Origin of the sequence: Nostoc sp. C052, from assembly GCF_013393905.1 — a bacterium.
Taxonomy (GTDB): Bacteria; Cyanobacteriota; Cyanobacteriia; order Cyanobacteriales; family Nostocaceae; genus Nostoc.
In genome coordinates this window covers 1,295,571-1,317,586 of the sequence record NZ_CP040272.1, presented here as the reverse complement: position 1 = coordinate 1,317,586, position 22,016 = coordinate 1,295,571, and the positions used below count along the sequence as shown (strand labels likewise).

The 22,016-nt window shown below is 40.1% G+C and carries 21 protein-coding genes and 3 pseudogenes; 10 read left to right on the top strand and 14 right to left on the bottom strand.

What is annotated here, in order from left to right; translation table 11 throughout:
* Positions 1-58 precede the first annotated feature (58 nt).
* The 3 genes from FD723_RS05465 (at position 59) to FD723_RS05455 (ending at position 1,816) form a co-directional block, all read left to right on the top strand.
* Positions 59-298, top strand: a complete 240-nt coding sequence (locus FD723_RS05465; protein WP_179064412.1) for a hypothetical protein — start codon at positions 59-61, stop codon at positions 296-298.
* Between the two features lie 54 nt (positions 299-352).
* On the top strand, positions 353-1,474 hold the full coding sequence (locus FD723_RS42505) for a hypothetical protein (RefSeq protein WP_256875075.1): 1,122 nt from the start codon (positions 353-355) through the stop codon (positions 1,472-1,474).
* Positions 1,475-1,582: 108 nt separating this feature from the next.
* Positions 1,583-1,816 (top strand): hypothetical protein, encoded by a 234-nt coding sequence (locus FD723_RS05455; RefSeq protein WP_179064411.1) that lies wholly within the window; start codon positions 1,583-1,585, stop codon positions 1,814-1,816.
* 27 nt (positions 1,817-1,843) lie between these two features.
* Here FD723_RS05455 and FD723_RS05450 read toward each other — a convergent pair whose 3' ends face one another.
* Positions 1,844-2,779 carry a DUF4351 domain-containing protein gene (locus FD723_RS05450; RefSeq protein ID WP_179064410.1) on the bottom strand — a complete coding sequence of 312 codons (936 nt, stop codon included), beginning with the start codon at positions 2,777-2,779 and terminating at the stop codon, positions 1,844-1,846.
* A 353-nt stretch (positions 2,780-3,132) separates the two neighbouring features.
* Between FD723_RS05450 and FD723_RS05445 the strand changes: the two genes are divergently transcribed.
* Entirely contained in the window at positions 3,133-3,366 is a 234-nt protein-coding gene (locus tag FD723_RS05445; protein WP_152591366.1) for an EF-hand domain-containing protein, read from the top strand.
* 272 nt (positions 3,367-3,638) lie between these two features.
* Here FD723_RS05445 and FD723_RS05440 read toward each other — a convergent pair whose 3' ends face one another.
* Positions 3,639-3,836, bottom strand: coding sequence for an NblA/ycf18 family protein (locus tag FD723_RS05440; RefSeq protein ID WP_163939743.1), 198 nt, complete (start codon positions 3,834-3,836; stop codon positions 3,639-3,641).
* Positions 3,837-4,114: 278 nt separating this feature from the next.
* Here FD723_RS05440 and FD723_RS05435 point away from each other — a divergent pair, with 278 nt between their 5' ends.
* Entirely contained in the window at positions 4,115-4,291 is a 177-nt protein-coding gene (locus FD723_RS05435; RefSeq protein WP_179064409.1) for a hypothetical protein, read from the top strand.
* A 50-nt stretch (positions 4,292-4,341) separates the two neighbouring features.
* Here the strand turns inward: FD723_RS05435 and FD723_RS05430 are convergent, their stop codons facing one another.
* Positions 4,342-4,758 (bottom strand): DUF4440 domain-containing protein, encoded by a 417-nt coding sequence (locus FD723_RS05430; RefSeq protein WP_179064408.1) that lies wholly within the window; start codon positions 4,756-4,758, stop codon positions 4,342-4,344.
* A gap of 87 nt (positions 4,759-4,845) precedes the next feature.
* Here FD723_RS05430 and FD723_RS05425 point away from each other — a divergent pair, with 87 nt between their 5' ends.
* The 5 genes from FD723_RS05425 (at position 4,846) to FD723_RS05405 (ending at position 9,899) form a co-directional block, all read left to right on the top strand.
* Positions 4,846-5,352 (top strand): DUF1993 family protein, encoded by a 507-nt coding sequence (locus FD723_RS05425; RefSeq protein ID WP_179064407.1) that lies wholly within the window; start codon positions 4,846-4,848, stop codon positions 5,350-5,352.
* Between the two features lie 378 nt (positions 5,353-5,730).
* On the top strand, positions 5,731-6,114 hold the full coding sequence (locus FD723_RS05420) for a hypothetical protein (protein WP_179064406.1): 384 nt from the start codon (positions 5,731-5,733) through the stop codon (positions 6,112-6,114).
* 153 nt (positions 6,115-6,267) lie between these two features.
* Positions 6,268-6,891, top strand: a complete 624-nt coding sequence (locus FD723_RS05415) for a class I SAM-dependent methyltransferase (RefSeq protein WP_179064405.1) — start codon at positions 6,268-6,270, stop codon at positions 6,889-6,891.
* Positions 6,892-7,469: 578 nt separating this feature from the next.
* The gene (locus FD723_RS05410) at positions 7,470-8,372 is read left to right on the top strand and encodes an alpha/beta hydrolase (protein ID WP_179064404.1); all 903 of its coding nucleotides are present in this window, start codon (positions 7,470-7,472) and stop codon (positions 8,370-8,372) included.
* 168 nt (positions 8,373-8,540) lie between these two features.
* A complete protein-coding gene (locus tag FD723_RS05405; RefSeq protein ID WP_179064403.1) occupies positions 8,541-9,899 on the top strand; it encodes a hypothetical protein in 1,359 nt (452 codons plus the stop codon).
* A gap of 185 nt (positions 9,900-10,084) precedes the next feature.
* Here the strand turns inward: FD723_RS05405 and FD723_RS05400 are convergent.
* The 11 genes and pseudogenes from FD723_RS05400 to FD723_RS05350 all read right to left on the bottom strand — a co-directional run.
* Positions 10,085-11,005, bottom strand: a pseudogene (locus tag FD723_RS05400) (cytochrome P450); the annotation flags it as partial.
* Positions 11,006-11,024: 19 nt separating this feature from the next.
* On the bottom strand, positions 11,025-11,543 hold the full coding sequence (locus FD723_RS05395) for a hypothetical protein (protein ID WP_179064402.1): 519 nt from the start codon (positions 11,541-11,543) through the stop codon (positions 11,025-11,027).
* Between the two features lie 75 nt (positions 11,544-11,618).
* Positions 11,619-12,170 carry a hypothetical protein gene (locus FD723_RS05390; RefSeq protein ID WP_179064401.1) on the bottom strand — a complete coding sequence of 184 codons (552 nt, stop codon included), beginning with the start codon at positions 12,168-12,170 and terminating at the stop codon, positions 11,619-11,621.
* A 186-nt stretch (positions 12,171-12,356) separates the two neighbouring features.
* Positions 12,357-13,445 (bottom strand): annotated as a pseudogene (locus FD723_RS05385) (ABC transporter transmembrane domain-containing protein); the annotation flags it as partial.
* Positions 13,446-13,494: 49 nt separating this feature from the next.
* Entirely contained in the window at positions 13,495-14,232 is a 738-nt protein-coding gene (locus FD723_RS05380; RefSeq protein WP_179064399.1) for an SDR family oxidoreductase, read from the bottom strand.
* Between the two features lie 85 nt (positions 14,233-14,317).
* Positions 14,318-14,519: pseudogene (locus FD723_RS05375) on the bottom strand (agmatinase); the annotation flags it as partial.
* A 52-nt stretch (positions 14,520-14,571) separates the two neighbouring features.
* Positions 14,572-15,741: a DUF6014 family protein gene (locus FD723_RS05370; protein WP_179064398.1), complete on the bottom strand. Its 1,170-nt coding sequence runs from the start codon at positions 15,739-15,741 to the stop codon at positions 14,572-14,574.
* Between the two features lie 46 nt (positions 15,742-15,787).
* Positions 15,788-16,603, bottom strand: coding sequence for a class I SAM-dependent methyltransferase (locus tag FD723_RS05365; RefSeq protein ID WP_256875074.1), 816 nt, complete (start codon positions 16,601-16,603; stop codon positions 15,788-15,790).
* Positions 16,604-16,625: 22 nt separating this feature from the next.
* Entirely contained in the window at positions 16,626-20,000 is a 3,375-nt protein-coding gene (locus tag FD723_RS05360) for a non-ribosomal peptide synthetase (RefSeq protein WP_256875204.1), read from the bottom strand.
* 86 nt (positions 20,001-20,086) lie between these two features.
* Positions 20,087-21,141, bottom strand: a protein-coding gene (locus FD723_RS05355; protein ID WP_256874965.1) for an IS630 family transposase whose coding sequence is annotated in 2 segments (ribosomal slippage) — positions 20,087-20,746 and positions 20,749-21,141 — 1,053 coding nt in all. Because the reading frame shifts where the segments join, the coding sequence is not laid out codon by codon here.
* Positions 21,142-21,212: 71 nt separating this feature from the next.
* Complete coding sequence (locus tag FD723_RS05350; RefSeq protein ID WP_256875073.1) at positions 21,213-22,016, bottom strand: condensation domain-containing protein; 804 nt, start codon at positions 22,014-22,016, stop codon at positions 21,213-21,215.

Genomic DNA, 22,016 nt, shown 5'->3' with positions numbered 1-22,016 from the left:
TTTCCAGATTTAGTAGCTTTTAGCACTACATTTGTAATATATATTTGTTTTACTGGATATGTTGTTCGACCCGACGCTAAATAGTGGCGGCAGTGCTTCGCAAGACGTAGAAATGTTGAATGCCCGTCGCATCAAGGAGAAAATTCTCCAGAAAAATGAAATGACTGCCTTTCTCATCCGCATTGACAGAGAGACAGGCAGACGTGGTGCAGAGAAGGACTGGGCATTGGATGCCTCTTGCCAAATTGAAGCACAGCGCAATTGGTCGATCAATAATCTTCGCTCTGATCTGCGTTAGCGTTCGCGCAGCGTTCCGCAGGAAAGCTTAACGAAGTTATCGCTCTTAGAGGAAATGGGCAATACGATTATTCCTTTGGGCAACGGTGGTGACGAGGGGACATCTCGGTGGATGAAGGCGGCTGGTATTGCCATCGATGAAGAACATTATCGCAAGGTGGCGAATGCCAAAGATATTGATAGAAGGACTTACACAAGTAGGCAGCATCAGGATTACCTGAAACCCGAAGAAGTTTTGGAGTGTGAGAAGTTCCGTATTCAGGACACTTATGGGATGAGCGTAACCCCGGAACTGGTTGAGCAAGATGACGGGGGACGCTTAATTAAAAAGATTGTCGCACTTGAAGCGATATTGGCCGCACCCCTTGAAATGGTCACTGATGAACAGGGGCGGGAGTTTGTTCCACCGCCAGCTATTGTTGCCGAACGCGATAAATCGGAACGGGAGCGATTAGCCATTTGCACTGACTGGACCAACCATTCTACCGCGTGGCTTATGCGTCATCGCTTGGGATTGAGAGCGGTGCTGATGGATCTGATGGCTGGGGTTGAGATTAAAGGCGATGAGGCAATGATTCAGGCTTTGGCTGACTTCTCTAAACACAACGCCTCTCACGTTAAAGGGATACTCAACTTAACCATTCCGCTATCGGAGTCTCCGATGTGGATTTTGGGGCAGTACCTTTGGCAACTCGGTTTGTCTACTGAGTCACGAAGACCAATGGAGGACGGACAGAGGGTTAGGTATTATCGGCTGAATACTGAGAATGTCGAGTTTATCCAGAAGGTATTGGAGTATCGTCAACGGCAACGGGAAGAGAGGGAAAGGAAACGCCAAGATGAACAAGAACGAAATGCGGCACATAAAGCTAGAATGCAGTCTCAATATGGGATTAATGCTCCGTCCACACCCCCCCTTAATGAAGATGGAAGTAATAATCGGGGGGGTATGGACACAGAGGTAAAACTCAGTGATTATTGGTGGGAGCGGGTTAAATATTATGCTCGACTGGCGATTGAGCGCTTTGTGTACGGTGTAGAATCAGTTAAAGAATTGCTCAGTACGCTAACGATTGATGAGCGGTTGGGTGTGATGCTGGAGTTTGAGGATCTTGACCCTGACAAATTTGCTCAATTGGTGACAGATGCTCCACAGTGGACTGAATGGATGGCGTGATTTCCTATTCGATATAGACCAGTTGACTGTTAATTCCTCAAGCATCATTTGAGTGTTGAGTCTAGGTGAACAGTCCTGTAATATCCTCTGACCCAAACATTAAATGAAGTGAAAAGTCCTGCAACTCTTGGGTGGAAGGGGCTGAAGCTGAAAATACGGCAAGGCATGGATTGCGTTGGCTCCTTCTACAGTGAGTTAGTCTGCACAGTTGGCGAGGCTATTGGCGTTGCTGATGGGGAGCCGTTTTGGAATGGACACGTCGGGCAGTGGCAAGTGGCTGTTAACGTTAACTTTGCTACGGGCTGTAAATCTGTGGTGTGCGATTGGCTGATGGTAGTTTAGGTAACAGAGAATTGTTAAGTCATGTTATTATCCAGCTTGCTGGTTTAACCAAGCTTCTAAATCTGCCACTACAGAAAAATCTAATAATGTCTCTCCTAACCCCTGCAATTGCTCTATAGATAATCCTCGAATTCGCTCAATCAACGATGCATCAATTTCTTCACCAAAACGACGATTTAGTTGACGTATAATTAAATCCTGTTGTCCTTCTTGTTTCCCTTCTTCTTTTCCTTCTTGTTTCCCTTCTTCTTTTCCTTCAAGTTTTGCTCTTTCACGGTCTTGCTGATAAAGTGGTTCTAATCTCATAATCAACTCCCGATCATCTGATTCTAAATTTTGATTGATTCTCAAATTCTCGCGCAAGTTATAAACTAACTCTAGCGTCGCTTGCTTGTATGGATGATTCAATGGTAACGCCGATAATTCCACAATTGCCTGTGACTGTACACTCCCCCTGCCAAGAATTCTCAACCACAAGGTTTCCGGTGTTTGTGGTAGTTTATGTATGGCTACAACTGCTGTCCGTAGCGCATCACCTAAAAAGTATACTCCTGGCAACCACCCCGATTTCTGATTAACATTAAAGCTTGATAGTAATGCTGGGGATGCAGTTGGAGTTAGAACCCATAGTTTCGGAATATCTGACTCTTGGAGTTTGATTTTATTCGCTTTAGCGTCTCGTCGCAGGAGAGCTTTTACTTCTAGTAATTTTTGAATACAATCACAAATTTCATCATCAGAAGCGGCATTGCGAAATGGCTCTAATATTGCTGGAAACTCTGTAAATCTTCCAAGTAACCCTAACAATTCTAAATTAGAGTTCTGCTGTACTGAAGGAGTAAATAATACATCAATTTCTTTGATCTCTCCTGATATTTTTGATGATGACTTTACTTCCCCATAAGGTTTTAACAGTTCTTCAAGGTAATCTTTGGCAAATTCGTCATGTACAAATCGAGTCATTCAATTGGCTTATTAAGAATTAATTGGAAGTGATTAATAATATTTTATCTGTATTTACAACCCATTTTAATCACGCCTCAAATTTAAGCCGTATGTTGGGCGATTGGAATCAAGGGAGAAACGGGAGAGTGTCTATAAGTTTTTGATTTGGTGAATTGGATCATCTTTTTTGTGGAGTTCTCTTAGTTTGCTGAACTAGACATTTATAACTCCTGCACTCGTTAAGCCAGAACAAGACACTGTTCATCCATTTCGCTAATCTCAGCCCCAATCATACCTATTTCTATGTCTGTGGATATAAGTTTGTTTAATTTTGAAATATTAAAGTGAAACATTGACTCAAATAGAAACTTATGACAACCGAGCAAGAGCTTCAATCTCTTTTTAATACCTTAGATAGCGATCAAGACGGCAAAATCTCCATTAATGATCTTTTTTTAAGTCCTGGCTTAAGTGCAATCATCTCATCAGAAACAAATAGCACTAGTCCCCAGGAATTGCTAGTAAATTATGATTCTGACAAAGACGGTAGTATTACCTTTGAAGAGTTAAAGGAAGCAGTTGAAAAAGCAAATAATTTAAACTAGCAACCCAATCCCTAACACCCAATACTCTATACCCAAAAATCCTTCAAAGCATGGCGCTCTGAGGGATTTGCAATTTTTATGGTCATTAGTGATTCACTAGCACAAAAGAGATGACCACACAAGTAATTGACATCAATATCCTTTGACATTCCCCAAACACTCACTCAGGTGGAAAGTGCTGCTATTCAAGGTTGGGAGGGACTGAAGCTGAAAATGCACTTTGGACTGGACAGTGTTGGCTCTTTCTACAGTTGAGGGGAGCAAGGTTTGTTTTAACCCAAGATTGAACCTGAACCAACTTCCCACTGATGTTTGAGCAATTCTTGATAAGTCGTTTCCCTTATCATCATCTGCTTATACAGCATCTGCAAAAATTCTTGAGCTTGTTCACGGGACATCTGCTGCACTTGATCTGAAAAAGTTCTAAGGCTAAATTCTTGTTCTAAAGATAATTCGATGGGTTGGTTCATAGCTTTTATTTGAGTTTGCTTGTGTAAGCAAATATTGTTTTATATAAACAAATGTTACGATAGCTTTACAAAAAATGAAGGGGTGTAAACCGTACCGAGTAGGTTAGAAATGCCGTATCTGCTTCTGAAAACCATGATATAACTCCATTGTGGCAACCCAAGTAAAAATTTAAGTTCTAAAGTTTTTTACTAAGAGGTTTTTAAAAGCATTTTTAGCCTCTGCTTGCGGCTGGCGATCGGCAGCCGTAGGCGAAACAGCGCCATCGCTGTTGAAGAAGATGGACAATACTTTGGGCAAGAGTGGTGAGTGTCGCGGCGTGATGCTGGAGTTTGAGGATTGCTTACCCCAAAAAGTTTGCTCAACTGCTTGTCGATGCGCCGCAGTGGACGGAGAGAAAGTTGGGCACAGAAAGCGATCGCTAAAAGGTCAGTTCCTTCCCAGTAAAAAGAACTAACTCTTATCCAGCATCCAGGGATTATTAACTATGGGGGCTGTCTTTGAGCCTCACCAAAATTCTAGTCGCACACCAACGTCATTTTCTACCACGGTTCCTTGGTGATACACAATCTTCCAACCCTGCGGTGTCTGTCGCAAGATCGTTGAGCGTCGGGTAATGCGAGTACCCTGAATTAGGGTATAGGTTACAAGATAGTTTTCGGCGGCAATCTCAAGGCAATGAAAGTCGCAAGTCTGCCATGTGTCTTCCTCTGGGCTGGCATAACGCTTCTCCACCTCATCCAACACATACTGCCGACTATAACGCCGACCCGAAGCACCCACTTCCCAAAATGTACTTTCCGTCATCTGCTCAAAGTCGGCACGTGTCGTCCCCAACTCTGGACGATGAAAAATCGGTTCCCGTTGTATAAGTTCGTTCAAAACATTTAGTATCTTTGGATCTGTGACTAAATTAGATTCCATATTCTTTGACACAATATCACAGTCAATACCCCCTAATATTAGATGGGGCGGCTCAAAGCCGTCTGAACTTTTTCTGGAGAAATCTCAATGAACATTTCAATGTACCAAGCTTTAATACCCGTGTCTATTCGCGCACTGAATAACCTTGCAAATATTCTTGAAAAAGGTGCTGCTTATGCTGAAATTAAAAAAATAGATCCTTCTGTGTTGATTAATAGTCGTCTCTCCCCAGATATGTTCCCATTATCAAAACAAGTGCAAATTGCCTCTGATATAGTAAATAGAGGTGCCGCACGGTTAGCAGGAATAGAACCACCTAAATTCGAGGACAATGAAACTACTTTTCCTCAACTTATTGACCGTCTTAAAAAAACTATCTCTCATTTAAATACTTTGAAAACTGAGCAAATTGACGGTTCAGAAGAGAGAGAAATTACCCTACAGATGCGTGACAACACTCTCTCTTTTCAAGGAATGCCATTTCTCCTATATTTTGTTTTACCAAATCTTTATTTCCATGTCACAACAGCGTATGACATTCTTAGGCACTGCGGTGTAGAACTTGGCAAAGGAGACTTTCTTGGTCAGCCTTAATAGAAGCAATATCTAACGTCATTATTGCTATTCAGTATTGCATGAAATTCTCTACTCTCTTTGAGGGCGTTTGAAAAGTATGTTTTGTATCAAAAGTAACGTAGCCAAGCCAGAGCAACGAAAAATTAGGATTCTTCCTTTTACTTTGTGACGCTCAGAATGGCGAACTGTAACTATCTTGAGCTTTTCAAACATCCTCACCAATTAGACAGCCAGGGTCTGCAAAGGCGATTTGATAAAGAATTTTTAAGAAATTAACATTCTTCAGAAAAGGAAAGACGTAATGCGGAAGTAATCTCCAAATGGCTAGCATTCTGATCTACTTGATCCATGTCGAAACCTAATTATTAGTTTTTCAATTTTTTGGAGGAGAGGATAATGTTGAAGTTCACCTGTTTGATGATTGTCGGGGCAGTATTGTCGATCAGTACGCCCGTTGTGGCTGAAAGTCCTACGGTTAATAGTCGTGCAGTTAATATCAGTATTGGCAGTATTGGTGGTTCCCTAGATAATGCTGCTTTGCAAACAGTTCGCCAGGTTATCGGATTTGCAGTCGGCACTAGCACCGTCGATAAATTCATTGTATATAGTCCCAGGGTCGGATCTATTCCCATCGAAGGAGGTTTATCTGCTTGCGCTGAAGCTGGCTTCGGCATAAGCAATACAACATTTAATACTTTTATCCAGCAGTTGCGTTCAATTAATCCCAAACCAGGGACTTTCTACAATGTAGAACTTACCGCAACCTGCAAACAGAAATAAAACGTTTGCGCTCAAGCGCCGTCGGATGGGCTGAAGTACCAAGCTTATCCATCGCAGTTACACGTGAGATCGTAAGCTTAATAGGAATATTTTAGATAATAAGTAAATGTCGGATAACTCTACTCACCAAAATGTAGCCATTTCTGAGCCAATATGAGTGTTCAAGCCGCATACGATAATTGGTCAACCACCTATGATGCTGATCAAAATCTCACCCGCGATCTAGATCAAATCGTTACGAAAGAAACCTTAATGCGTTTGAGATGTAAATCAATCGTTGAAATTGGCTGTGGCACAGGCAAAAATACTTTGCTTTTGTCACAAATTGCCCAAACAGTCTATGCAGTTGATTTTTCAGCAGCCATGATCGAGAAGGCGAAAGAGAAAGTAAATTCAGTCAACGTGACGTTCATTACCGCAGACATTACAAATCAATGGATTTGCAGCAACGAGTCTATTGATTTGATCACCTGTAATCTCGTTTTAGAACACATCAAAGATTTGTCAAAAATTTTTTCAGAAGCCTCTCGTGTACTCGTTCCGGGAGGGTACTTTTTCATTTGTGAACTTCATCCATTCAGACAGTATCGAGGCACACAAGCTAATTTTCAAAGGAATCAAGAAGTGATTAAAATCCCAGCATTTATACATCATTTATCAGATTTTTTTCATGCAGCTAAAAATTTTGGTTTCCAGCTTGAGGATTTCAACGAGTGGTGGCATGAGCAAGACCAAAATAAACCACCCAGACTTGTATCATTCTTGTTCAAAAAGTGAATCTTAATAATAAAATTGATCATGCGTGAATTTTGAATTGTTTTGACGGCTGGTATATTTTTTAAGGCTTGTGCTTAAACTGTAAACTCTGCCAACCCCTGCATGAATACCTTACTTGCCTCCTACCAAATATTGCACTAGCCAGCAATGTAACCCCACCAAATGCTACCACACTCTATGGAACGGAACCTGGGTCATTATTATGTAACAGTCTTTGCAAATAATCTGATACTGAACCATCCCAATAACATTTTACACATCTGCCATTGATGAATTCATGTGTGCATAATTCGTAACCATATAGTACATGAGAGCATTGTGGACACAAGGAACTCATCTTTGAAGTTTCTAAGGTATACAAGCTACTACATTCATCGCAGGTCTTAATTCGTGATTTATCCATAACTATGAGAAAATTGGCTACCAACTGAGGATGGCTAGTGGTCATAAAAGAACAGATGGGTATGGCATGGAAAGTTTCCGTATAATAAATAGTTATCTTGCTTGTATCTCAGGTTGTGACAGTGGTTCAGAGGTGATCTGTTAGCATTCAGAGTGATGTTAAATTCAAGATTGCGATGGATAGCACCAATTTTTTTTTCTTGCTAGGTGAAATGCCTACAAAAAGTGAATTGAACCTAAAAGTGCTTCAGGAATTAGACTGTGGAACGTTCATTCGTCAAAAGATTGGCTATTCATCTGAAGTAGGAGAAACAATTTCTGCATTTCTCTGTATTCCTAAAAACATCAGTGCATTACTTCCTGCCATTTATTGTTTTCATCAACACGCAGGAAACTGGTCGCTGGGTAAAAGCGAAGTTGTCGGGCTTGCAGGTTTACCTGACCAAGTTTACGCCAGAGAACTAGCGGAACGAGGCTATATCACGTTAGCTCCCGATGCAATTTGCTTTGAAGAAAGAGCAGATGCTGCCGATCCAGTTCGATATCACGCTCACCAACTGCATACCCGATTAATGCGAGGGCAAACTCTTCTGGGTAAAGTGTTGTTTGATATCAGTGCAGGAATTGATCTGCTTCAGAATCTGCCAGAAGTAGATGCAACAAGAATAGGCTTTATTGGTCATTCCTATGGGGGTAGAACTGCATTGTTTGCACCAGCATTTGATCGAAGAATTAAGGCATCCGTGAGTAGTTGCGGCTCCACAACACTCAAGACAATGATGGCACAAGATATTGGAATCCAGTTTGATTATGTCGTTCCTGGCTTTTTAGGATGGGGTGATATTGCAGATGTTGTGCGGCTAGTCGAGCCATGCCACTTACTCATTCTGGGTACTGACGATGATAAATGGAGTCAGAATATTGAGGATATTTTTGAATATGCAAAATCGGCATTCCTGACAGGCGAATTAGAGCGGCAAATATACCCTGGAAAGCATAGCTTTTCTGAGCAGATGCGTACAAGAGCATATAGATTCTTGGAGCGACATCTGATTGAACGTGCGCGTTCAGCAAGATAACAATCGCAATGCACCCAAACACCGGAACAGTTCAGTCTAGTCCGTTAGTGCGATCGCCTGAGTTGACAAGAATAGAAAACGCTATGACTAAAAAAATCTAGCTATTGCTAGATGCGATAATCCTCAAAAACGCTATAGGCTACTATTGTTGAATAGAAAGATTCGCTTGTGGATGCCATAGTAGAAAGATCGCACACACTCAAACAAGCCTTGGTTGATTTTGTCCTAGATGCTGACGGCGAACTAGCACAAGCACTCGACATTTATGCAGTTGCACAGATGCCTAGCGGTAATGGCGATCGCACCCAACAACAAGTAATCATTGATAGGTTTATTACAGAAGGGAAAATTGGCGAACGCTCACCTATAGAATTATTTATCGCCAGTCATACAGATTTGTCAGAGAACGATCGCAATCTCCTGAATAGCTGGCATCGTAGTTTTATTGGTTTATTTACTATCACCCAGATTTTACCTGATGGCTTAGAACTCATGAACTGGCTGACAGCTAAACGTTACATAGTTCTGACAGCTAAAAATTACATTGTCAAGTCTAACAGCCCTGAAAAACAACCAGCCACATCTCGTTTCAAGCCAGGAGATATTTTACTAACACGCATTTTTCCTCTTACTGATAATCAGTGGATATTTTCTGGCTCTCACACATTTATGGGTAAACTCGGTAAGCCAAAACTCGCCGTCGCCATTGGAAATTTTAAAGATAATTATAAAAGTCATCTTTACAGCGATGCTCCAGACTTGCTAGAACAAGCATGGCAGTCAGTAGAGCAATATCATCAGCAGTTTGTTGAGTTTTTTGGAACTGATGAAGTGACATTACCAGGATATCAACTTAATAAAAAGATAACTGAATTTCGAGAGATTATCACCGATAAATATCTCAAAACCGCCGGACTTGATAGTTCCAAATCTTTGAATGAAATAGTAGCAAAAGCTGGTATTAGTGCAGAAGAAATTATCGTCGCTGCTAAAGAATTTGGGATTGATACTAACGCTGTTTTTCAAATCTTTGATGGCAAAAACAGCAAGCAAAAAATGGTTGCACCTAAAGTAGGTTTACCTGCTGAACTCATAAGAGCAGAACAAGTCACAGCCATTTCTCACCCACGTTGGGGATTAATGTTTTTATCAACATATACTAAATTCATAACTATATTATTAGCTGATGATTGGCAAAGTATTGAAGGTGCAGTAAAACTAATTCGTCACTACTTAGAAGATAAAAATATTAATGCTTATACATGGCATCGGTTAGCACAAAAATATCCCACTCAATTAGAAAAAGTCTTGCAAGATTTCTTGCAACGTGCTGAGTTTAGCCTGAGCAATAATTTAGACAGAATTTTGCAAGAGTATGGTAAACCTATCGAGCCAGAATTACCAGAAATTGCTAGTGTTCCTTTACATCTACATAATTTATTTCAAGAAGCACTTACAGAAGTGAATAAATCTAAACCCAAAGGTAAAGGACAAAAACAACCAGTGAAAGGTTTTCAAAGAGGTTAGTTTAATATCAAGTGCATCTCAAATCCAGGGAAGTAAGTCGGAGAAAAAATTTATGCGCCGCAGTGGACTGAATGGATGGCGTAAGAAAGTTGGGTACAGAAAGCGATCGCTAAAAGGTCAGTTCCTCCCAAGCAAAAATAACTAACTCTTATCCAGAATGACTTTCAAAATTTTTAGAATTGCTCTTATGCCCTTACAATCTGTGTAATTCGTTTTTTACTCATCATCCGAACTCCACCTTCAGGAGCAAGGGTAAACCCACGTCTTTGCAGTTTAAGAGGTTTATTTTCTAATAATGCAAGTTGGTAATTAGATAAAACGGTTGCCAAGACTAACTTCATTTCTAACAAAGCCAGGGCATATCCTAAACATCGCCGACTTCCACCACCAAAAGGAATGAACTCCCAAGGGGAATATTGCCGTCCTAAAAAACGTTCTGGATTAAATTGTTGAGGATTAGGATACAAGTCTTCCCGATAATGCAAAAGGTAGATACTTGGCATTAAGGTTGTGTCAGGAGGAAACTGGTATCCTGCAATATTTATGGATGATTTGGTAATGCGTGGGAAAAGCCCTGGAAGGACTGGATACATCCGCAGGGTTTCAAGGCATACTGCGGTTAAATAAGGAAGTTGGGCAATTTCCATCGGGTTTGGATTTTCTCCCAAGCTGTCGAGTTCCTGCTGCAATTGCAAAAGGACATCTGAATTTTGATGAATTTGATAGAAAGCCCACGCTAGCGTTGTTGCAGTAGTTTCATGTCCCGCAAATAAAATTGTGAGCAATTCATCTTTTAATTCATCATCGGTCATTTTTTGCCCATTTTCATCTCGTGCTGCCATCATCAAGCTCAGAACATCACCCTGGCTCTGATTCTCCTTTATTCTTTTCTCTTCAATTTCTGCAAGAAGCAGCTGATGAATATAGTTTTGTCTACTTTTCATCTGTCCCCAAGGAGTCCATTTTCCCCAATCTTGTTGTAAGAACGGCAAAAATAGCATACTGGAGCGCAAAGGAGAATCAGTCATATCCAACCAACTAGTAAGTAGAGGTAAAATTAGCTGATAGCGTTCCCCTTCATTTAAACCAAAGACAATTTGTAAAATTCTAGCGTGGCAAAACTTACTAGAGAAGACGACTCTCTAAATTAGCCAAGTAAGCCTTGGGGTCTCTGCGAAATCGATATTGTTCAATTCTTGCTTTGTGGTGTTTTTGCAATTGAGAGCGTAATTCGAGCCAAGTATGAATATCAACTTGTGCTAAATCAGATGCGGTAAAAGAATGAAGTTTAGTAGCGATTGCACAGGCAAGTTTGACAGAACCACGAATAACAAGGGATGAGGGGGCAACCTTACGACCAGTACAACGACGTTGATGATGACGTAGCATACCAAAAGCGTGTTCTAAGTCATTATTAGTTCTGGGAAAATCTTCAATTTCGTAACAATGAAAAAGTCCAGACCAGTAGCTATGAGTGGTTTTTATAAAGTTATCGATTGCAGTTTTCAGGGTACCAGCTTTCTGCAATTGAGAGGACATTTCTGTTAATAGTTGCTGATAACTTTGTTTGACACCAGCAGCATTAAGACCTATTTTATTATTGAGAATATCACTAGCTTGTATCTTCCCACTGATATGCAACACTCACAGGTAAAAATAAAGATGCAGTCGCAGATAAACCCTTAGCTATCAGGTGTTTTAGGTTGACTAAGGGTGGGGTTAAAGCACTTTTTTTTCCATCCGTTCTAAGCTTTGCTCTATCAATGTCAAATTTTCTTGTAACTTTAATCCTGATGCCTCTAACGGTGGATGACCATCATTAGTTATAGAACTACGTACTGCCGAGCAATAATCTTCGATAATAGTTGCCATTTCCTGAGTTTCATTAGTAACACTACGTTCAATGTCTCGTAATCCTCTAACTTTTTTCTTTAATTCCTTTTTTGCATGTCGATCCGCCTCATATATGGGTTTAATCGCTTCCTTCAGGTAATGGTAATGACATAAACCGTGAGCAATTCTAGGTAATGCTAACCTAACAGCTTTGCGAATTGATTGTTGCCCATCACTAACAACTCCATCAATTGGTACATCCAGAGTATTAGCTACTTCTAATAATAACGCCACTAAATCTTCATTTCTTGATGATAATAAGGTTTTAGCAAGTATTATTTCTCCTGATAAGCAATCTCGAATTACCCATAATATCTCATGTCCAATTTCTGGCTGCATCCCATCAATGGCTAATATCACCCGTCCTTGATTAGCCACTATTGCTTTTAATCTTTTATGGTCTTTTAGCCATAAAGAAAGTAACTCGTCATATCTGTCAATTAGGTGTGTGACCGTTCGTTTACTTATACATATACCCTTTAATTCAAGGTGAGCGTGTATTTGGGTAACACTTCTATGTTCCTGGTAACGTAATGCTCCTCTTCAGTCTTATTAGGTTTAAATCAATTTTTCAGGCAGTTTAGTAACTTGTTCTAAAGCATCTGAAAACTCAGCTAAACGCTCAATATAACTAGAAAATTGTCCAGCAGTGCCAAATTGATTGATTAATTCTCCTAAAGCAAAAGCAAACAAATTACAAGCTAAAGCTGCTTGTCCAAGCTGTCCAAAATCAATTTCATCTCTAATATATAAAGGTGCAAGTACTAAAAAGGGGAATATTTGAATAACAGATTGGTATCCTCTACTAAAGATTTCTAAACTTCTCTCACAAATGATCTTACGTTCAATATTTTTGAGTAGATTAGTAAATCGGCATCCAAGTATATTTAGTTCTTGGTTTTCTCCTTGAAAAAAAGCTATTGATTCAGCGTGATTTCGTACATGTGTCAGGGCATAACTGTAGTCCGCTTTAAATGAGAGTTCCTCTTGATTTATTTTAGATAACTCTTGATTTAAATAAACAGCAATTAAATTGCCTATGATTGTATAACAAAGCAGAATCAGCGCAATATTTTGAGAAATCGTCCAAACAATTATTAAGAAAGTCACTATTTCTAGAATTTTTTCGAAAAATGTAGCTGAAAAATTTAGAGCATTAGTAGTAACAGGTTCAATTTCTTGTGATAATCGCTGATCTGGGTTATCAATATCAGCTTGAAAATTAATTTTATAATAAGCACGATTACTTAAATATTTATTTAAAATATTGTTATTGAGCCACTTGTACCAATCAAGAGCAATTTGTTTTCTGACGAATTTAGAAAACCCTGCTAAAAGTGTTACGCAGACAAGTAAAACAATATTAACTATTAAAGTATTAATGAACTTAGAATAATCTTTATCTTGAATAAGACTATCGACTAAATAGCGATTAACGAAACTATTATAAGCTGTTCCACCGACAAGCCCGATGATTAATAATATCAGGAGAATCAGCATTCCCCAAGCACGAATTACATCTGAAAAAGCTCTTTCTCCTAGCTTTGTTGGATACCAGTAAGGCCCTGCAATTACTATTACATCTTTCCAAAATTGAGTAAAAGTTGTAATAAAATTTTTTGTATGTTGAGCTTGAATAACTTGAGTAGCCATATTTGAGAAATTAATTAAATTTAAGCATCAGAACCAATTGGTATTTTGATTACAAAAGGGTTACACCACCATCCACAGGCAAAGTTACCCCTGTGATATATGGATTGGTCATCAAACTCAACACGGCTTGCGCCTGTTCTTCTGGTTGTCCCAGATGCTGCACAGGCAAAGATGCTTCAGCCCACTTTGACAAATCTGAACGTTCAGACTCGCTTTGATAAGTCAATACGCTTGCATCCTCAAATATTCCAGGGGCGATCGCATTTACTCGAATCGGTGAGAGTTCTAAGGCTAGCGTGCGTCCAAATACAGCAACAGCAGCATTGGCGGCTGCTATGACTGAAATACCACCCATTTTTGAAGGTTTGGAGATAGTAACACTCGATGTCAAAGTAATCGAACCATCAAATGCTATATTTTTGACCGCCGCACGAACAGCATAAAATGTTGCCCAGAATTTCTCCATCCCACTTTGAGCAATTTGAGCCGTCATCTCTGCTAAAAGCGATCGCTGCATATTTCTGTCCGGTACAGCTGTGACAACTAAATGATCAAACTTACCGACTTTATCAAATAGAGCATTGACAGAAGCTTCATCCAAAATGTCAACGGCGGTTACTTCAATCCCAAAAGAAATTAAATCCTTGAGTTGATTTAATTTATCTTGTGAGGGGCCTGATATGACTACCGATGCTCCTAGTTGAGATGTTTTAGTGGCGATCGCTAGATCAATCGCTGAACTTGCGCCAATAATTACTACCTTTTTGCCTGATAGCGACTGAAACATTGATTATATTACCTTCTTTTTCCTTTTTAGTGGTACTTTCGTCTGTTTACGCACCCAATTAAACCAAACTTCTAATCCTTCACCGAGGAAGTTCACCGTGTGAGAAGGTTAATAATCGAGCGATCGCGTATACTCTCTATGGCTTCCAATCCTAACTCTAGTCCTCTAGAAACTTCCTGTTGATAACCTGTAAGCGGTAAATTGGCTTCTTTTTCTAACGCACGTCCCGCTTGTGTTGAACCTCCCTGAAAATGGGAATTAGGATTATCAAAAGATTGTTCAGTCATGTTTTGGTAAATGCAATATTTATGCAACAACGAGAACAACAGCAGGAGTTTATTACTGCAACTTTGTCCAAATTCCTTGACAGCGTTCCATAACTAGTCCCTGAAAAATTGATTGAGTTGATGGATGAATATCGACATTGTATAGAGGGAAAAAACCTGTAGGACTTTTCAAGGTTAACTCTCTGCGGGTCAGACTTAACGCATGTGTTCGATGAAGTTCTACAGCTTCGAGCAAACCCGGATAAGTTAAATTACGTAAAGCTAGTTGACCATTTTTTGTCACATATACAGCATCATTTTGAAACAGATATTCCAAGCTGATCAAACTAGCATATACATCTGTGTCTTTTTCTATACCTCCTAAACGGTGAGCATCCAAACCAAAGCGAATACAGAAATTGACAGCTACCAATTTTCCAGCTTCTTGAGCAGGTAAAATGCAAGCTGCAAACTCAAATCCTAAGCTATCAGCTCGCCATTCTTCTACACCACCATAGGTATAGTTTTGAAAAAGGTTGTGCTTGATTTTGAAGTCAAATCCCAAACCACTTGCATGACCAGCTTCATGAACTTGAGTGTCCATGTGACGATAGCGTTCACCATTGAGTTCATCTTCTAAGGGGCCTAATAGTAAATTGGCTGTTTCATATTCAAAGACTTTTAGGATACATTCGCGGCTAGAACCTAAAAAACGTTGCTGTTGCTCTTTTGCATTGTTTAATGCTGGGCCACAAACAATATTACTAAAATACCATCCATTCGGGACAATAAAGGCTTCACCACTTTCACCACTGACATTGCCACAACTAGCAATTTCAGTAAAAGAAAGGTTTATGGGAATTGAGTGGCTAAGTTTTCCAAATTTTTCACGGCAGAGATTTTCTAATTGCTCAATAGATGGCTCTTGGTTATCGTGTATTTTTCCGTAAATTGCACTTAAAGCCCGTTTGGGTTGAGATTGTCGATTTATTTGATAAGGCCCGATAATCAGAAAATACCCATTTTTACCAATAAAATTCATATTGATAAAATCTTCGGACAAGATGCCCCAGTCATTATTTTCTAAAGCATCTGCTGTTTTTGATAGCCAAGCTGGAAGAAGTTCATTAGAGTTTGTCGCCTGTTGGCGCAGTTTTTTAACAGCCTTGGCGATTTCATCTTGCTCAATATCTTTGACTATTTGTCTAGTTATTTCTTGTTCATCTACACAGATTGTTTTCATTGTTTGATATTTATTTTCAATTAACTTCTCAATCTAAAATTGGAAATTATTTCGTTGGTTTTTGAGATGAAGCTAATAAATAATCTATAGCGGAAGATTTTAGTAAACCATCTATAGCAGTTACATTTACCTGATAAGTTTGTTCATCTACTTCTCCAGCTTTAAATTCCTGTTCCATCCAAGATTTTAAATATCGGAAGTGTCTTAGCCAGCACTCTTCTGTAGCCTCTAAAACTTCTAATTTTTGAAATCCTGCCTGCTGGTAAATACTTTTATAATCCTCAAGATTTTTTTGTTTAACAATATTTTCTAGCGGAACAATCCAGTCACCAAAATGTTGTGTATTTTCAAAAATGATATCAGAGAGAATGAGATGACCGCCTGGCTTTAATACACGCCAAGCTTCTTTAATAAACTTCTGTCTAGTCTCAAAGTAAAAAGCTGCTTCCACACAAATTATGTTATCAAATGATTCATCTTCAAATTTCATTTGTACAGCATCCATGCAAATGAATTTGCATTCAGGAGCGTTAACCGTACATCTTTCAATTTGTTGCGGGGAAATATTTATGCCTATTACGTTATTGAATGGATAATGCTTGAGTAGATAATTAGTCGTTGCGCCTAAACCGCAGCCAATATCCAGAATATTACCCTGCTTTTGAGGAATAAATTCCAAAAGTTTTTCTATCAGGTTAAAACAGGCTAACTCTTGAATTTCAGTATCTGAGAACCAGTAACCAACATTGAAAAACTCTTGTTTACCATATATCTTTCTAGTCAATGGGTTGAGAATTAGCTTGTCAAAGTTGCTGATATATTCGCTTTTATCCATTTTTAATTTCACGTTTTGATTAGTCATTATTTATCCTCACATATACTTTTTATTTACGTGCTTGCTCAATGCAAGCTTTCAATCGTTCGGCTACAATCTGAACGTAGGGTTCACCCATAAGCGTAAAATGATTTCCTGGGACAAAATGAACATCCACTGGCTGAAGAGAATAATTGCTCCAACCCATAGTTTTATCTTGAGAAATTTCCGAATAAGTCTGGAAATATACATCATTATTAGACTCTTGTGCAAGAACTTTTTCGCTTCGTAGCAGTGTAATTTGAGCAGGATAATTATATTGGGGTAAATAATCAATTAAAGATAGAGAGTTAGCTTTATTAACCTGCATCATATTTTTTAAATGCTTAATTTCAGCATTGGGAGGGAAGATATTAACCATTTTTAAATGTTGTAAAACCTGTTTGAATTGCTCCTCTTCAGACAAAGATTTGATGGTATCGTAAGAAATCCCTATCTCCCTTGCTAAAGAAACTTCGACTGCTTGGATTAACTCAACTAGCCAGTTAGCATTATCCCAATCCATATATTCCATCAGTATTGGCTTTTCTTGAGCAGTCGGAGCAGCAGTGTCAATGATCACAAGTAAAGACACTTCATGTCCCTGATGAACTAACTGATTTGCCATTTCAAAAGCGACTCTACCACCAAAAGAATGTCCACCTAAAAAGTATGGGCCTTGGGACTGGATAGTTTGCATTGCTTGGATATATTTACCAGCTATATCTTCTATGCAGGTAACTGATTCTAATGTTCCATCTAAATAATTTGCTTGAAAGCCATATAAAGGTTGATCAGATCCTAAATACCGCCCTAAGTGATACAAATAAAAAGGCTGATTACTGGCTCCAGGAATGCAAAAGAAAGGTAACTTTGAACCATTAGATTGAATTGCTACCAAACAAGACGAATTTAAGCTCTCCAAGTCTTGCTGCACAATTGTTGCCAACTGTTCAATAGTTGGATTTTGGAAAAAGGTTGTTAAGGGGATATCTTTACCAAACTGCTGCTTAATTTGTATTATTAAGTAAGGAGCTAAAAGAGAATGACCACCCAAATCAAAAAAATTATCTTGTACTCCTAACTTGTCAATTTTCAGAATTTTGGACCAAATTTGTACGAGTTCTAATTCTATTTGGTTACGTGGTTCAACAAATTTTTCCAAGTCACTAGTGTTGGAAGGCGCTTTTAAGGCACGACGGTCGATTTTGCCGTTAGGAGTTAATGGTAGGGACTCTAGGACGACAAAAGCGTTTGGGATCATGTATCCTGGCAGTTTAGTAGCCAGAAACTGACGCAGTTCTGTTGTTGTAGGTGTTTGCTGTAGGTTCGGCACTATGTAGGCAACCAACCGCTTTTCACCAGGAGAATCTTCACGCGCAATCACACAATTGGCTTGCACATTGTTGTGTTGGTTCAGTGCGACTTCAATTTCTCCCAACTCAATACGGAAGCCGCGAATCTTGACTTGATGATCAATGCGTCCTAAGTATTCGATATTACCATCAGGTAAATAACGTGCCAGATCCCCAGTTTTGTAAAGTCGAGCATCGGCTTCATCACTAAAAGGATGAGGGATGAATTTCTCTTGTGTTAAATCTGGGCGGTTGAGATAGCCGCGTGCCAAACCCGCACCCCCAATGTGCAACTCTCCTGGCACACCTACAGGCAATGGTTGCAGATACTCATCTAAAATGTAAACTTGTGTATTCGCTATCGGTTGCCCTATAGTTACTGTGCTGCTAGCACCTTTTTCTACCAAGCTAAATGTCGAGTAAGTTGTGTCTTCTGAGGGGCCGTAGAGATTGAAGACACTTTCAACTTGACTATGTTGATAAATTTGCTGCACCAATTGATTTTGCAAAGCTTCACCAGCTAAATTGACTGTGCATAACTGTGGTGGTAAATTGCCGTCTCGAATTAACTGGGCGATCGCACTTGGTACAGTATTAATCAGCGTCACTTGATTAGCCGCACTCATCGTTGATAAGTGCAAAGCATTTTGAGCTAAAATGACCTTTCCGCCGACGCTCAAAGTCACAAATAACTCAAAAACTGACAAATCAAAACAGATAGAGGTAGAAGCTAACACACCCGCCAGTTGTTGTTGTGTAAACACCCCTTTTGCCCAACTCACCAAAGCCACTGGACTATGATGTTCTATCGCCACCGCCTTTGGTCTTCCTGTGGAACCAGAAGTGTACAGGACGTAAGCTAGGTTTGATGGTTGTACTTCCGTGGCAACCCAATCTTCACTGCCTGGGGTCAACTCTTGAGTATCCAAATAGACAAGCTGGGCCTGATGCTGGGGTAGTCGCTCAATTAGGTGCTGTTGTGTTAGTAATACTTTGATTTGAGCATCTTCTAGCATGAAGCGCAAACGTTCGCTGGGATACTCAGGGTCTAGCGGCACATAAGCACCGCCCGCTTTCAGAATCCCCAGTAGTCCGACAACCATTTCTATTGAGCGTTCTACACAAATACCGACTAGCACATCTGCACCCACACCCAAAGATTTCAGGTAGTGCGCCAATTGGTTAGCACGGCAATTCAGTTGGTGGTAGGTGAGGAGTTGATTTTCCCTGACTAACGCTACTGCATCTGGGGTACGTTTTACCTGTTCTTCAAACAACTGATGAATACATTTATCTTGGGGATAGTCTGCTTGGGTATCATTCCACTTTGCCAACAATTGATGACGTTCTGCTGTACTGAACAGTGGTAGTTCAGCAACTCGCGTTTGTGGATTAGCCGCGATCGCTTGTAGTAGAGTTTGAAAATGTTGGGCTAGACGAGTAATTGTCTCAGCCTCAAATAAATCAGTGTTATAGCACCAAACACCTTCCAGACCACCAGGAGTTTCCCAGAAGTTCACTTCCAGTTCAAATCTAGCTTTGACATCAATTGGTAAGGCTATATTCTGGATATTTAAACCTGACAAATTACCAGAAGACTGGGGCGCATTTTGCAGGGAAAACATCACCTGTACCAAGGGATTCCGACTCAAATCGCGTTCTGGTTGAAGTTTTTCCACCAATATTTCAAAGGGTAAATCTTGGTGGGCGTAAGCTTCTAAGGTTGTTTGCCGCACTTGCGCCAAAAAGTCAGCAAAATTGGGGTTATCAGAAAGATTACCTCTTAATGCTAGGGTATTGGCGAAAAAACCCATCAACTGCTCAACTTGGGGGCTGTTGCGGTTGGCAATGGGGGAGCCAACAACAATATCTGGCTGACCGCTATAACGAGAAATTAGCACCAAAAAAGCCGCCAGTAGAGTCATAAACAAGGTGGTATCTGACTCTTGGCTCAACTGCTTGAGGCGTTGCGTGAGGTCGCTATCCAGTAGGAAAGACTCAACCCCACCAGAGAAGGTTTGAATTGGGGGACGTGGTTTATCGGTAGGTATTTCTAGTACACCAGAAACACTCGCTAACTGTTTTTGCCAGTAATTAAGTAAGTCGTGGAGAAAATTTATAACTATGTAACAAACAATTAAGGGGAAGAGTTAGAGTTAAATCTTATACGTTGTGTACTGTAATTTCCCTTCTCTGCTCTAGCTTGAACTCCATCAATCACAGCATAGGCAAGGTCTAACTCATCTTCAAAAGTTTTCGAGGCTAGTTCATCTTTTTTGAGGTGTTGCCACTCCAATTCAATTGGGTTCATTTCCGAACAATATTTGGGTAGAAAGAAGATGTACAAACCCATCTCTTCCCACTTTGGCCATAACTCCTGCACTTCTTTACATCGATGTATTGGGCCGTTATCCTGCACTATGACTCTTATGCGTCCCGTTTTTTGTGCTTCTAGTGCTTCAAGCTCCATCATTTGAATATAAGATTTGCGTGAAACGCCTCCAATTACCAGACCGTAAACGAAACTAATTAACGGTTGAAGAAAGCCAATAATACTTAACCTTCGACCTCGACGCTTGCTCTGCTCTAAACGTTTTTGTTTGCCTCGGAAGTAGTAGCTGTAACTCGGTTCACTCCAAGCACAAAACCCTGATTCATCTAGATACTTTAAATCGATTTCTCCTGCGGCCGCAGACAATTCCAACATTTCCAAATCTGCTTGTTTAACTTGCTGTACTACTGGATCTTGTTTTCCTTTATGGCTTTTTCTCGTTCGTTTCCAAATGATCCCCTTTTTTTTAGTACCTGCCTTAACCAGTCAGGACTCAATGTTACCGAGCGTTCTTGTTCTAATCTTTGGGCTAATTGAACGCTGTTATATGTACGAGGTTCTTTCTCTAAACATTCTTCTAAGAACACCATGTCATCTTCCGTCCACCTTGATTTTCCTCCTCGCCCTGGTTTTTCCCAAAGTCCCTCTAAACCAAGATGCTCCCATCTATGCAAAACTTCTCGCACTGTTTGTGCTGTCCAATTAAAGTGAGCCGCTATCTTCTCTACATACCAACCATTTGCGCTCAATCTAATCACTTCTGCTCTGTCTTTAACTTTCTGGGGTACATCTGCCGTTCTCAGGTTAAACAAAGTTCTATCTTGCTCACGAGTCAGAAATGCCCTTAAACGGCTGCCCATACCCCTGTTACCTTGGTAGACACATTTATGTATTTACTTATCTTTACACAGTTTGGTTTTTTCACCTTGTTCTACTTAAGTTGGCGTTCGAGAACTTCACCTGTGAGCCATTGGCGTTGCCAAAAGGCAAAGTCAGCATACTGGATGGGTAATGGGGGTAGTGGGTTGGGCAAGCCTTGAGTAAAAGCTGCATATAGCCGAGATAATTCCCGGTAAAAGATGCTTAAAGACCAACCATCATAGATAATATGGTGCATCTTCAACAGCAGTACGTACTCGTTTTGACTTAGTTGTAGCAGGGTAAATTGTACTAATGGCCCCACAGCTAAGTCGAAAGGCTGGGACGCAAGAGACTTGACCATTTGTTGAATCTGGGCTGTCTGCTCCTTGGCTGACAACTCCTGCAAGTCATGGATGGGTAAATTTAAGGCTGTGGCAGGGGCAATGTGCTGGATAGGATTTCCGTCTACTGAGGGAAAAGTGGTTCTTAAAACTTCATGGCGGCGAATAAGTTCACTTAAGCTCTGCTCTAGTGCAACTACGTTTAAGGAGCCATCTAGCCGCAATGCTTCCAGCATATTGTAAGAATCACTCTCAAGTGAGAGTTGCTGAACAAACCAGAGTCGCTGTTGGGCAAAAGATAGCGGTAGTTTACCGTCCCGTGGCACTCTTTGAATAGACAACTGCTCAGAAACTTTCAGCTGCTTTGCTTCTTGCAATAAGGAAATAATTTCTGTTTTGCGTTTAGCTATTTCTTGGCGTAGGGTTGGAGTTAAAGCCCCTTCAGGCGCGTGGCAGCGTAGGCGATCGCCATCTATCTTTAGATTGATACTCAAATTTTTGAGTTGACAAATAAATTCAAATGTGCTTTTCAT